General features: G+C 60.7%; 11 protein-coding genes. 10 read left to right on the forward strand and 1 reads right to left on the reverse strand.

What is annotated here, in order from left to right:
- Window positions 1-11 precede the first annotated feature (11 nt).
- On the forward strand, window positions 12-695 hold the full coding sequence (locus HDE79_RS19910) for a hypothetical protein (RefSeq protein WP_184604691.1): 684 nt from the start codon (window positions 12-14) through the stop codon (window positions 693-695).
- 87 nt (window positions 696-782) lie between these two features.
- Here HDE79_RS19910 and HDE79_RS19915 read toward each other — a convergent pair whose 3' ends face one another.
- Window positions 783-2,177: a class II fumarate hydratase gene (locus HDE79_RS19915; RefSeq protein ID WP_184604692.1), complete on the reverse strand. Its 1,395-nt coding sequence runs from the start codon at window positions 2,175-2,177 to the stop codon at window positions 783-785.
- Between the two features lie 147 nt (window positions 2,178-2,324).
- Here HDE79_RS19915 and purB point away from each other — a divergent pair, with 147 nt between their 5' ends.
- The 9 genes from purB (at window position 2,325) to HDE79_RS19960 (ending at window position 13,330) form a co-directional block, all read left to right on the forward strand.
- The gene (purB, locus tag HDE79_RS19920; RefSeq protein WP_184604694.1) at window positions 2,325-3,692 is read left to right on the forward strand and encodes an adenylosuccinate lyase; all 1,368 of its coding nucleotides are present in this window, start codon (window positions 2,325-2,327) and stop codon (window positions 3,690-3,692) included.
- Window positions 3,693-3,774: 82 nt separating this feature from the next.
- A complete protein-coding gene (locus HDE79_RS19925) occupies window positions 3,775-4,980 on the forward strand; it encodes a cupin domain-containing protein (protein WP_184604696.1) in 1,206 nt (401 codons plus the stop codon).
- A complete protein-coding gene (locus HDE79_RS19930) occupies window positions 4,977-5,930 on the forward strand; it encodes a GNAT family N-acetyltransferase (RefSeq protein ID WP_184604698.1) in 954 nt (317 codons plus the stop codon). Before HDE79_RS19925 ends, HDE79_RS19930 begins: the two co-directional genes overlap by 4 nt.
- Before the next feature lie 324 nt (window positions 5,931-6,254).
- Window positions 6,255-9,098: a 2-oxoglutarate dehydrogenase E1 component gene (locus tag HDE79_RS19935; RefSeq protein WP_184604699.1), complete on the forward strand. Its 2,844-nt coding sequence runs from the start codon at window positions 6,255-6,257 to the stop codon at window positions 9,096-9,098.
- 23 nt (window positions 9,099-9,121) lie between these two features.
- Complete coding sequence (odhB, locus tag HDE79_RS19940) at window positions 9,122-10,330, forward strand: 2-oxoglutarate dehydrogenase complex dihydrolipoyllysine-residue succinyltransferase (RefSeq protein ID WP_184604701.1); 1,209 nt, start codon at window positions 9,122-9,124, stop codon at window positions 10,328-10,330.
- A gap of 155 nt (window positions 10,331-10,485) precedes the next feature.
- Window positions 10,486-11,910 (forward strand): dihydrolipoyl dehydrogenase, encoded by a 1,425-nt coding sequence (gene lpdA / locus HDE79_RS19945; protein ID WP_184604703.1) that lies wholly within the window; start codon window positions 10,486-10,488, stop codon window positions 11,908-11,910.
- Between the two features lie 88 nt (window positions 11,911-11,998).
- The gene (locus HDE79_RS19950) at window positions 11,999-12,586 is read left to right on the forward strand and encodes a TIGR00730 family Rossman fold protein (protein ID WP_184604845.1); all 588 of its coding nucleotides are present in this window, start codon (window positions 11,999-12,001) and stop codon (window positions 12,584-12,586) included.
- 18 nt (window positions 12,587-12,604) lie between these two features.
- Window positions 12,605-12,763 (forward strand): hypothetical protein, encoded by a 159-nt coding sequence (locus HDE79_RS19955; RefSeq protein WP_184604705.1) that lies wholly within the window; start codon window positions 12,605-12,607, stop codon window positions 12,761-12,763.
- 189 nt (window positions 12,764-12,952) lie between these two features.
- Window positions 12,953-13,330 carry a response regulator gene (locus tag HDE79_RS19960; protein ID WP_184604707.1) on the forward strand — a complete coding sequence of 126 codons (378 nt, stop codon included), beginning with the start codon at window positions 12,953-12,955 and terminating at the stop codon, window positions 13,328-13,330.
- Window positions 13,331-13,390 lie beyond the last annotated feature (60 nt).

Here is a 13,390-nt window from a genome sequence, read left to right on the forward strand (position 1 = left end):
GGAGAACACTCGTGAAACTCGTCAACTTCAGCGCCCTCGCCCTCATTCTGCTGCTGCCATTGGCCGCGTGCGGCCAATCCAGCTCACAGTCGGGCAATACCGACCACACGGCGTCCGCAACAAGTAATGCCGGCGAGCCTACCTCTTCGTTTATTGGAGCAGAGGTACAGAAAGGCATGCAGCAGGCCAAGCAAGAGCTGGCCACCAAGAACATCGACATCAACAGCGTGCATATCAACGGCGACCATCATAGCAACGACGATTCCCGTCCTAAGGCCGAGATCACGCCTCAGGGCGACCTGCTGATCGCCGGCAACAAGGTGCCGGCGACGCCGGCTCAGCACACCTTGCTGCTGGACTATCGCCAGCAGATCGTCGGTATCGCCGAAACCGGCATGGACATCGGTACGCAGGGCGCCGATCTGGGTATCAGCGCAGCCAAGCAAGCCATGTGGGGCGCGCTATCCGGCAAAAGTGACAAGGACATCGAAGCGGCGATCAAGCCGCAAACTGACAGGATCGAGGCTTCCGCCGCCAAGTTGTGCCTGCGACTGCCCGACCTCCTGTCCACGCAGCAAAAACTGGCCGCAGCGATGCCCGAGTTCAGACCCTACGCAACCATGCAGCAGAAGGATATCGATGATTGCGGCAAGGACATGAAGGACAAGGACGGAAAGAAAGGCTTCTCCGATTGATCCGGGCAATCACTGTCCTGGCGCGCAACGCAGCGAGGGGCTTGAGCGCAGCCCTTCGCTGCGCGGCTTCGCAAGGAAGATAGCGAATCAGCCGCCACCGCCCTCACCGTGGACGCCACCCCTGGTAAGCGTCAGAGGATCGAGTAATTTCTTCAACTCTTCTTTCGACAACCCGGTGGTTTCCAGCGCCACATCGAGAATGGGCCGCTTTTCCTTGTAAGCCTGCTTGGCGGTAGCCGCGCCTTTTTCATAGCCGATGACCGGGTTGAGCGCCGTCACCAGAATCGGATTCATAGCCAGCGCCTGATTCACCCGGTCGGTATTCACCTTGAAGCCTGCAATGGCCTTGTCGGCCAGCAGACGGGACACGTTGGCCAGGATGCCGATCGACTGCAGCAGGTTATGCGCGACCAGCGGCAGCATCACGTTGAGCTGGAAATTGCCGGACTGTCCCGCAATCGTGATCGACGCATCGTTGCCGATCACCTGCGCGGCAACCATCGCGGTCGCCTCGGGAATTACCGGATTGACCTTGCCCGGCATGATCGACGAACCCGGCTGCAACGCCGGTAGCTCGATCTCGCCGAGGCCAGCGAGAGGACCTGAGTTCATCCAGCGTAGATCATTGGCGATCTTCATCAGAGCGACGGCCAGCGTCTTCAGCTGGCCGGACAGTTCCACGGCGGCATCCTGCGAGGCCATGCCCTCAAAGTAATTGTCGGCCGATACGAACTTCGCCCCGGTGAGCTTCTTCAGCTGCGCCGCTATCGCAGGGCCAAACTTCGGGTCGGCATTGATGCCGGTGCCGACGGCGGTACCCCCTTGCGGCAGGCGACGCATGCGCTTGAGGCTGTCCTCAATGCGTTCGATGGCCGAACCGATTTGCGCCGACCAGCCGGACAGCTCCTGCCCGAACGTGATCGGCATCGCGTCCATCAGATGCGTACGGCCCGTCTTGGCGACCCGCTTGAGCTGGCGCGAGCGCCGATCCAGCACGCGCTGAAGATGTTTCAGCCCCGGCAGCAGCTTTTCGCTGGTGGCAAGCGTCGCGCTGACATGGATCGCGGTGGGAATCACGTCATTGGAACTCTGCCCGTAGTTGACGTGATCGTTGGCGTGAACCTTGGTGCCGGCCTTGACCGCCAGATGCGCAATCACCTCGTTGGCATTCATATTGGTGCTGGTGCCGGAACCGGTCTGGAAGATGTCGATGGGGAACTGCGCGTCGTACTCCCCGTTTGCGACCGCCAGCGCGGCCTTGCTGATGGCGCTGGCCTGATTCTTCTTCAGATAGCCCAGCGAGAGATTGACGTCCGCCGCGGCCGCCTTGATAAGACCGAGTGCCCGAATAAACTCGCGCGGCAGATGCAGGCCAGAGATAGGGAAATTGTCGATGGCGCGCTGTGTCTGCGCGCCATACAACGCATCGGCGGGAACCTGCAATTCGCCCATGCTGTCGTGCTCGATCCGGAACTTGCTCATGCTTGCCGTCCTGTATCTCGAAAGGGGAGCCGCCTTTCACGATAGGCCTGATTCACGACAATTCAAGGCCGGCCTTTTCCAAAGCTGGAAACGAGACCACGGCGGCGCGTTGTAGAATGTGCGCTTTGCCGCCTAACGGAACCGTCGATGTCATCCCACGCCCTGACCGCCCTGTCCCCACTGGACGGCCGCTACGCCAGCAAGGTCGAGCCGCTGCGTCCGATCTTCAGCGAGTTCGGCCTGATGCATCGCCGGGTGCACGTTGAAATCGAGTGGCTGCTGGCGCTGGCGGCCGATGCGCAAATTATCGAACTGCCAGCGTTCACCGCCGCGCAGATCAAGACGCTCAAGGCCATCGCGACCGATTTCAGTGTCGATGATGGCGCACGTATCAAGGCGATCGAGGCCACCACCAATCACGACGTCAAAGCGGTCGAGTATTTCATCAAGGAAAAACTGGGCGCCGACGCCAGCCTGAAACAGGCACTGGAGTTCGTACACTTCGCCTGCACCAGCGAGGACATCAACAATCTGTCCTACGCACTGATGCTGCGCGACGCACGCGAACAGGTGCTGCTGCCAATGTTCGACGGAGTCATTACGCAGCTGCGCGAGCTTTCGCACGCCAACGCCGCGCTGCCGATTCTGTCGCGCACGCACGGCCAGACCGCTTCGCCCAGCACGCTAGGCAAGGAAATCGCCAACGTGGTCGCGCGCCTGCAGCGTCAACGCAAGCAGCTCGCCGCGGTGGAAATTTCCGGCAAGATCAACGGTGCCGTCGGCAATTACAACGCGCACGCCATTACCTATCCAGAAGTGGACTGGCAGCAATTTTCGCAGCGCTTCATCGAAAGCCTCGGGCTCGAAGTGAACGCCTATACCACCCAGATCGAACCACACGATGGCGTGGCCGAATACTGCGATGCGGTGCGCCGTGCCAACATCATCCTGATCGATCTGGCGCGCGATATCTGGGGTTACATCTCGCTGGGCTATTTCAAGCAGACGCTGAAGGCAGGCGAAGTCGGCTCGTCGACCATGCCGCACAAGGTCAATCCGATCGACTTCGAGAATGCCGAGGGCAACTTCGGACTGGCCAACGCCCTGCTCGGCCATTTCGCGGAAAAACTGCCGATCAGCCGCTGGCAGCGCGATCTCACCGATTCCACCGTGCTGCGCGCGCTGGGCACCGCGTTCGGCCACACGCTGATCGCACTCGAATCGTTGAAGAAGGGACTGGGCAAGCTGACCGTCAACGCCGATCGCCTCGCTGCCGATCTTGACGCCAGCTGGGAAGTGCTGGCCGAAGCCGTCCAAACCGTGATGCGGCGCTATGGGCTGCCCGAGCCCTACGAGCAGCTGAAGGCGTTGACCCGCGGTCAGGGTATTACCCGCGAGTCGATGCACACCTTTATCAGTGGCCTTGATCTGCCGGCAGAGGCAAAACAGCGGTTGCTGGCACTCACGCCGGGCAGTTATATCGGTCTAGCGGATGAACTGGCCAAAGCGATCTGATCTGCCGCCTTTGGACGCAGGCCGCCACAGGTACTAGACGAGTGATCTGCCCGGTCTGATCACGCACAGCTACAATCTGCGGATGGCCACCTCCAAACTACCCCCAAAGTCGCTGCCGCTCGAAGTTCGCGGCAGCACGAAGCATCCGCTCGGCATGAGTCCGGCACACTTTCTGCGCGACTATTGGCAGAAGCGACCGTTACTCATCCGCAACGCGTTCCCCGATTTTGAGCCGCCGCTGCAACCGGACGATCTGGCCGGACTGGCCTGTGAGCCCACCGTCCTGGCACGACTGATCGTGCACGATGAAAAGCGCGATCGCTGGCACGTCAATCCCGGCCCCCTGAGCGAAGATGATTTCGCCAAAACGCCGAAAGACCATTGGACGCTACTCGTCCAGGACGTCGATAAATGGGACGCCGACGTGGCGGCGTTGCTGGAGCCTTTCAGCTTCCTGCCGAGCTGGCGCGTCGACGACATCATGATTTCGTACGCTGAAGAAGGCGGTGGCGTCGGCGCGCACGTCGACCAGTACGATGTGTTCCTGCTGCAGGGTCTGGGCCAACGGCACTGGGCAATCAGCACCGATCCAGGCGCACCGAAGGATTTTCGCCACGACGTGGAGCTGAAGCAGCTCGCCCATTTCGAATCGACCCACGAATGGATGCTCGATCCAGGCGACATGCTTTATCTGCCACCCGGCGTGCCACATGACGGCGTGGCGTTTGGCGGACCGTGCATGACGTTCTCGATAGGCATGCGTGCGCCGTCGCAAGCCGAACTTACTGGCGACCTCGCCGACCATATCGCGGAGCATCTGCCGGAAGAACTACGCTACGCCGACCCCGATTTGACGCCAGCCAAAGCAACCGGCGAGATCGACCGCGCGGCCATGGAACGCCTGAAAACCGCCCTGCCGTTCGCCGCCGCGCTGAACGATACGATGCTGCGCGACTGGTTTGGTCGATTCATCACCCGCTACCGCAACGCTCAGGTTCCGGTGCCTTTGGACAAACCACTCGACGATGCCGCGCTCGGCAAGCAGCTCGATGCCAGCGCCACCCTGCTGCGACATCCGTGGTCGCGCATGGCGTGGACACGCGCGAAGTCCAACTGCACGCTTTATGTGAGCGGTCACGCGTATCCGGCTACAACGGCACTTGCGCAACAACTGTGCGAACAACGCGAGTTTGTTGTCATACACAAACCCAATGCCGCCGAACGCGTGCTGCTGCTGGCGCTGGTCAACGATGGCCACCTGCTGGTCAGGAAACCCCGTCGCCGGTGAAACTGCAGAACTTCCATGTCGATGTCGCCGACTGGTCGCGCGAGCGCGATCACGAAGCGTTACTCGGCATTCGCCAACAGGTTTTCGTGGTTGAGCAAGGCGTGCCCGAGGCGCGCGAACGCGATGGGCTCGATCCCGATTGCTGGCATGTGCTGGCCCGCGACGAAACCAGCCAGCCGATCGGCTGCGCGCGGCTGTCGCCCGAGCACAAGATCGGCCGCATGGCGGTACTGAGCGAATGGCGCAGCCAAGGCGTCGGCATGGCCTTGCTGCGCGAACTCATCGCACGCGCCCGCACGCTGGGCTGGGGCGAAGTCACTCTCGCGGCGCAGGTCAGTGCGATGGGTTTCTATGAGCGCGAGGGTTTCATCGCCCATGGTGACGTGTTCGACGATGCCGGCCTGGCGCATCGTTCCATGTCGTTGAAACTTGCGACCACCGCCAGCGATGAAGCAGAACCGGCTCGCGATATCGAGGCACTGCCAGTCACCAATCGCATCGAAACCGCAGCCGCACGCAAGCAGGTGTTGAGCGATGCGCGCTACCGGCTCTCCATCCACTTGCCTCTGCTCGGCAACGACATCTATGCCAGCGCAGATGAACTGGCCGAATTCCGACGTATCGCAATCTCCGGTCGTCGCGCGCAGATCCGCATCCTGCTGCACGATCCGGCCGCGGCGCTACGCAACGATCACCGCCTGATCGCCCTGGTGCAGCGCCTGCCCAGCGCCATGCAGATCCGCATGCCAACCGAGGAGGCTGACCTCGGCTACATCTCGGCCTATCAGCTCAACGATGTTGGCGGCTATGTGTTCCTGCCCGAAGCCGACCGTCCACAAGGTCGCGCGGCGCGAAATGATCGCGCCTCCGCCGCGCCACTGCAGAAGCACTTTGATGAGCTGTGGGAACGATCGGAGCGTGCCGGCGTGCTGCAGACGCTCAATATCTAAGCCTCATCGAGTTATCGATGGGCAATCGGCTGAACATGAGCTGGCCCAAGGTTTTTGCTGGTACAACGTCGGCGGGAGTCACAAAGCGTGTAAAAACACTGGTTGCCGGGAACATGCCCCAGATACGCCAGCGCCGATACCTGCGTACTTGACACTTTCTAGCGTTTTTGGGTTGCCGCGCCGCAGCAGGCAAAGGGTATAATTGTTCGGCTTTCTCCCAGTCATCCGTTGGGGGAGTCCTGCCGGGCTTGCATTACCGGCAGACAACCGCGACTTCACAGTCACACGGATGGTTGCAAGCATCCCTTCCCTGCCGGTGGTGACGTGAGTACTAATCTGATCCGCGAGTTTTTCGACTCTTCGCAGCTCGCTGGCGGCAACGCCGATTACGTTGAATCCCTTTACGACTCCTGGCTCTCCGACGCATCGTCGGTGTCGTCCGACTGGAGCCGCTACTTCGAAACGTTCAAGGGCCGTGAGTCGGGCGATGTTTCCCACGTGCCGGCGATTGCTCGCATCGAGGCCGCCCAGAAGCAACGTCACAACGGCGCCACGCCGGTATCTGCCAGCGACGACGAGCATGCGCGCAAGCAGGCGGGTGTGCTGCGATTGCTCACGGCTTACCGCTCGCGTGGTCATCTCGCCGCCGAGCTGGACCCGTTGGGCCTGACCGAAAAAATGCCGGCACCGGACCTTGGGCTGGCATTTCATGGCCTCAGCGACGCCGACCTCAACACCGAATTCGATACCGGCAACTATGCGGGCGATGGACAGCGACTGAAGCTGGGCGAGCTGCTGACGCGTTTGCAGAAAACCTACGCCAGCACGATCGGCGCCGAGTTCATGTACATCAGCAACCATGAGCAGCGTAACTGGATCTACAGCCGCCTCGAACAGAAGGCTGGCAAGAGCGGCCTGGACAAGGCTGGCAAGCAGCGCGTGCTGGACTGCCTCAACGGCGCCGAAGGTCTGGAGCGCTACCTGCACACCAAGTATGTCGGCCAGAAACGCTTTTCGCTGGAAGGCGGTGACAGCCTGATCCCGATGATCGACGACGTTGTACGTGCCGCCGGCGACAACGGCATCAAGGAGCTCGTGATCGGCATGGCGCATCGCGGCCGCCTCAACGTGCTGGTCAATATCCTCGGCAAGGCGCCCAAGACCCTGTTCGACGAGTTCGAGGGCCGCTTCGAGCACCCGGACGATCCGGCGCACTCGGGCGACGTGAAGTACCACATGGGCTTCTCCGCCGACATCAAGACGCCGAAGGGCGGTGTGCACGTGGCGCTGGCTTTCAATCCGTCGCATCTGGAAATCGTCAATCCGGTCGTCTCCGGTTCCGTGCACTCGCGCCAGACCCGTCGTCGCGACACGATGCACGAGAAGTCGATGGCCGTGATCATCCACGGCGATGCCGCGATGGCCGGTCAGGGCGTGAACATGGAGTTGTTCAACATGTCACAAGCCCGTGGTTTCAAGATCGGCGGCAGCCTGCACATCGTCATCAACAACCAGGTTGGCTTTACCACCTCGAACCCGCAAGACGCCCGCTCCACCCTGTACTGCACCGACCTGGCCAAGATGGTCAACGCGCCAGTGTTCCACGTTAACGGTGACGACCCGGAAGCGGTGATCGAAGTCACTCGGCTGGCCTATGAATTCCGCAAGACGTTCCGCAAGGACGTCGTCATCGATCTGGTCTGCTATCGCCGCCACGGCCATAACGAGGCCGACGAACCGGCGGCAACGCAACCCGTGATGTATCAGATCATCCGCAAGCGGCCAACGACGCGTGACCTCTATGCGCAGAAACTGGTGAAGGAAGGCCTGCTGGTTGACGGCGAGCCACAGAAGCAGCTCGAGGCTTATCGCGATCGGCTGGAAGCCGGTGCACCGATGGCTGACCTCGACCCGTCGCCGAACCGCGATGATCCGGTCGACTGGGCGCGCTTTGTCGGTGGCAAGCTGTCGACGCCGACCGATACGACGGTGCCGAAAAAGAAACTGCAGGAACTGGCCGACCAGATCCTGACCCTGCCTGCCGATATGACGCTACAGGCGCGTGTGGCCAAGATCTATGACGACCGCCGCAAGATGGCCGCCGGTGAACAGGCCGCTGATTGGGGCTTCGCCGAGAACCTGGCTTACGCCACGTTGATCGATGGCGGCCACGACCTGCGCATGGTCGGCCAGGATTCCGGCCGCGGCACGTTCTTCCATCGCCATGCCGTGTTGCATGACCAGAAGGATGGCCACACCTATCTGCCACTGGCTACGATTCGCGACGGCGCTGACGTCGAGGTGATCGACTCGTTGCTCAGCGAAGAAGCGGTGATGGCGTTTGAATACGGCCACTCCACCACCGATCCGGACACGCTCAACATCTGGGAAGCGCAGTTCGGCGATTTCGCCAACGGCGCGCAGGTGGTGATCGATCAGTTCATCAGTTCCGGCGAAGCCAAGTGGAATCGCCTGAGCGGTCTGGTACTGCTATTGCCGCACGGCTACGAAGGCCAGGGCCCGGAGCATTCATCCGCGCGTCTGGAACGCTTTCTGCAGCTGTGTGCCATGGAGAACATGCAGGTCTGCGTGCCGACCACACCGGCGCAGGACTTCCACATGATCCGTCGCCAGATGCTGCGCCCGGTGCGCAAGCCGCTGATCGTGATGACGCCAAAATCCCTGCTGCGCCACAAGCTGGCCGTGTCGAGCATGGACGAGCTGGCCAACGGCAGCTTCCAGCTGGTGATCGGCGAGCATCGCGATCTGCCTGCGAAGAAAGTGAAGCGCGTCGTGCTCTGCTCCGGCAAGGTGTATTACGACCTGCTGGAAGAATCCGAGAAGCGCGAACTGAAAGATGTCGCCATCGTTCGCGTGGAGCAGCTCTATCCGTTCCCGCGAGCCGAAGTCACCGCCGAACTCGACAAGTATCCGGGCGCCAAGGAAGTGTTCTGGTGCCAGGAAGAACCGATGAATCAGGGCGCGTGGTTCCAGATCCGTCATCACCTGCAGGCCTGCGTCAGCAGCAAGCACAGCCTCTCGTACGCAGGACGCGCCCGCTCGGCTGCACCGGCTGCCGGCCACCTCAACACTCACGTTGCCGAACAAGCAGCACTGGTCGAGCAGGCGCTTGTCGCGCCGGTCGGCACCGATCACTCAGTCGAATAAACGAATAAAACTTAGGATTACTAATGTCCATCGAAGTCAAAGTCCCCGTTCTGCCTGAGTCGGTCTCCGACGCGACCATCGCCACCTGGCACAAGAAAGCCGGCGACGCGGTGAAGCGCGACGAGAACCTGGTCGATCTCGAAACCGACAAGGTGGTGCTGGAAGTGCCCTCGCCGGTTGACGGCGTACTGAAGGAAATCAGGCACGAAGTCGGCGACACGGTGAATAGCGAGCAGATCATCGCGATCATCGAGGAAGGCGCCGCCGCTGCGCCAGCCAAGGAAGAGCCGAAGGCCGAAAAGCCTGCCGCGGCCAAGGCCGAAGAGCCAAAAGCCGAAAAGACGTCCAGCAAGGGCAACGACGATCTGTCACCCGCCGGCCTGCGTGTGGCCACCGAACAGAAGATCGACGCCTCCAAGGTCGAAGGCACCGGTCGCGATGGCCGCGTGACCAAGGAAGATCTGGTCAATTACAGCAAGGACGGCGGCGCTGCGAAGGCTGCTCCGGCCCCCGCCAAGCCCACCCCAGGCTCACGTCCGGAAGAACGCGTGCCGATGACGCGCATGCGCGCCAAGATCGCCGAACGCCTGATGCAGTCGAAGAACTCGATTGCCATGTTGACCTCGTTCAACGAAGTGAACCTGGCCGAGGTAGTGAAGATCCGCAAGGCACTGGGTGAATCGTTCCAGAAGACCCACGGCATCAAACTCGGTTTCATGAGCTTCTTCGTCAAGGCGGCAGCCGAAGCGCTGAAGCGCCACCCGGTAGTCAATGCCTCGGTTGATGGCAACGATGTGATCTATCACGGCTACCAGGACATCTCGATCGCCGTGTCCACTGAAAAGGGCCTGGTGACGCCGGTGCTGCGCGACGTGCAGAACATGGGCTTTGCCGAGATCGAACAAGGTATCGCCAACTACGCCAAGAAGGCGCGTGACGGCAAGCTGGGCCTGGACGATCTGCAGGGCGGCACATTCACCATCACCAATGGTGGAACCTTCGGCTCGCTGCTGTCGACCCCGATCGTGAACCCGCCACAGAGCGCCATCCTGGGCATGCATACGATCAAGGATCGCGCCATCGTCGAGAACGGTCAGGTCATCGTCGCACCAATGATGTACATCGCCATCTCCTACGACCACCGCATCATCGATGGCAAAGATGCCGTGCTGTTCCTGGTCGACATCAAGGATCAGCTTGAGAATCCGCAGCGGATGTTGCTGGGTCTCTAATTTCTAATCACCGCCCCCGGCGATTAGAAATTAGATAACGAAGCTCTGGTGCCGAAATATCGCTGATGCAAGCGTTTTTCGAGTTGTTTTGACAGCGACCGGAACACATATTTGCCTCACCAGCGAGCGCTGACTCGCCAGCAAGGAACCAAGTCATGAGCGACAAATTCGATGTCATCGTCATCGGCGGCGGCCCGGCCGGTTATCACGCCGCCATCCGCGCCGCACAGCTCGGCCTGAAGACGGCCGTGATCGATGCCTTTGTCGGCAAGGACGGCAAACAGGCGCTGGGTGGCACCTGCCTCAACGTCGGTTGCATTCCGTCGAAGGCGTTGCTGGATTCGTCCAAACAGTTCTACAACCTGGCGCACAACCTGCCCGCGCACGGCATCAGCGTGGAGAACGCCAAGGTCGACCTGAAGACCTTTATCGGCCGCAAGGAAAAGATCGTCAAGCAGTTCACCGGCGGCGTGGCGCAGCTGTTCAAGGCCAACAAGATCACCAGCTACTTCGGTACGGGCAAGTTGTTGAAAAGCAACGAGGTCGAGATTACCGGCAACGACGGTGAAAAGCAGACCATTAGCGCCACCAACGTCATCCTCGCTTCGGGTTCGGTGCCAATCGAGCTGCCGTTTGCCAAGTTCGACAACAAATTCATTATCGACAACGCCGGCGCGCTGGAACTCGACGCCGTGCCGAAGCGCCTGGGCGTGATCGGCGCCGGTGTGATCGGACTGGAACTGGGCAGCGTATGGCGCCGTCTGGGTGCTGAAGTCACCGTGCTGGAGGCATTGCCGGATTTCCTCGGTACCGCAGATGCGGATATCGGCAAGGTCGCGTTCAAGGAGTTCGGCAAGCTGGGCCTGAACATCAAGCTGGGCGCCAAGCTGACCAAGGCTGAAGTGAAAAAGAATGAAGTGCAGCTGACCTACAACGACAAGGATGGCGATCACGATATCGTCGTCGACAAGTTGCTGGTTGCCGTAGGGCGGCGCGCCTATACGGACGGCCTGCTGGCTGAAGACAGCGGCGTCAAGCTCGACGAACGCGGTCGCATCATTGTCGACGAGCATTGCCACACCGGCGTCGATGGCGTCTGGGCCGTCGGCGACGCCGTGCGCGGACCGATGCTGGCGCACAAGGGTTTCGAGGAAGGCATGGCAGTTGCCGAGTGGATCGCCGGCAAGGCTGGCCACGTTAACTACGACACGATTCCGTGGGTGATCTATACCGAGCCGGAAATCGCCTGGGCCGGCAAGACCGAAAAGCAGCTCAAGGAAGAAGGCATCCCGTACAAGGTCGGCAGCTTCCCGTTTGCTGCGATCGGCCGCGCCGTGGCAATGAACGAGGCAATCGGTCAGGTAAAGATGATCGCGCATGCGGAAACCGATCGTATCCTCGGCGTACACATGGTTGGCCCCGGCGTGTCCGAGTTGATCGCCGAGTGCGTGGTGGCAATGGAGTTCAAGGGTTCCGCCGAGGATATGGCACGCATCATCCATGCGCATCCGACCCTGTCCGAAGCCGTGCACGAAGCGGCCTTGTCGGTCGACAAGCGCGCGATCCACAAAGGCAACTGATCGCACCAGTCACATCACACATCGAGCAGCACCTGCGACCCGTCCCTCAAGGACGGGTTTCGCACTTCAGGGAGTAGAGATGACCAAGATCACAGCACTGTGCATCTATTGCGGATCGAGCAGCGGCACTGATCCGGTATACGTCGAGCGCGCCCGGGCATTCGGTAGCTCGCTGGCCCAACGCGGCATCACGCTGATCTACGGTGGTGGCAAGGTCGGCTTGATGGGTACGGTGGCCGATGCGGTGCTGGCCGGCGGCGGCCGGGTTGTCGGTGTCATTCCACGTCAACTGGTGGAGCTGGAAGTGGCCCATCAAGGGTTGAGCGAAATTCAGGTCGTCGACACCATGCATCAACGAAAGACGCGCATGTTCGAGCTGGCCGACGCCTTCGTTGCCTTGCCTGGCGGCTTCGGCACGCTCGACGAAATGTTCGAGATGCTGACCTGGTCGCAACTGGGCCTGCATGAATACCCTTGTGCGTTTCTCGATGTACGCGGCTACTTCACGCCATTGCGCGGAATGATGGATCACATGGTTGGCGAAGGCTTCGTGCGCGCCGAACAACGTGCGCAGATCTGGTTCGGCGACGACCAGGACCAGTTGTTCGAGTGGATGCAGGGTTACAAGGTTCATCACGTACCGAAATGGATCGATCGCCGCAGCGTCGACGCCTGAGCATCACGGCATGATCCGTTGAACGGCAACATCGATATCGCCGTTCATGTGGTCGCTCCCACCGCGGCGGAGTTCAAGGAAGGCGCTGCCGTGCCTCGCACCGGCAGCGGCCTTTCCGAAACCGCGATGGCTGCAGTAAGCCATTCGCGACGAACTCTGGCATCGGCTGGGCAATGAGTGGAAACCACAGCATCGCCATGCGCGAGATCAGCCTCGCAGAACTACCAAAGGTATTTCCGCGTATGCTGACGGGGGACTCGTTTGGCCGCACCATTCTGTGTAGACACTGCACCCTGATGAAGGCGCGCTTGGAACTACCGCAGCCAAAGCTTAGAATTCACGAAACTCGAAGGGAACCCACATCTAATGGCACGCATCTTGATCGTCGACGATTCTCCGTCCCAGTTGCTGGGCATCAAGCGAATCGTTGAAAAACTCGGGCACGAAGCCTTTTCCGCCGAAGACGGCGCTGCCGGCGTCGAGGTTGCCAAACAGGAACTGCCTGACCTGATCCTGATGGATGTGGTGATGCCGAACCTCAACGGATTCCAGGCTACCCGCACGATCAGCAAGAACCCGGAAACGGCGCATATTCCGATCATCCTGGTAACCACCAAGGATCAGGAAACCGACAAGGTCTGGGGCATGCGCCAAGGTGCAAAAGCCTATGTCACCAAGCCGATCAAGGAAGAGGATCTGGTCAAGACCTTGAATGAGTTTCTGCCCGGCGCGCATGCACCGTAATAGCGCGCGAATGGACGTATTCATGGAACAGAAAACGGCGCCTCACAGGCGCCGTTTTTA

The sequence above is a fragment of the Rhodanobacter sp. MP1X3 genome (assembly GCF_014207165.1).
Taxonomy (GTDB): Bacteria; Pseudomonadota; Gammaproteobacteria; order Xanthomonadales; family Rhodanobacteraceae; genus Rhodanobacter.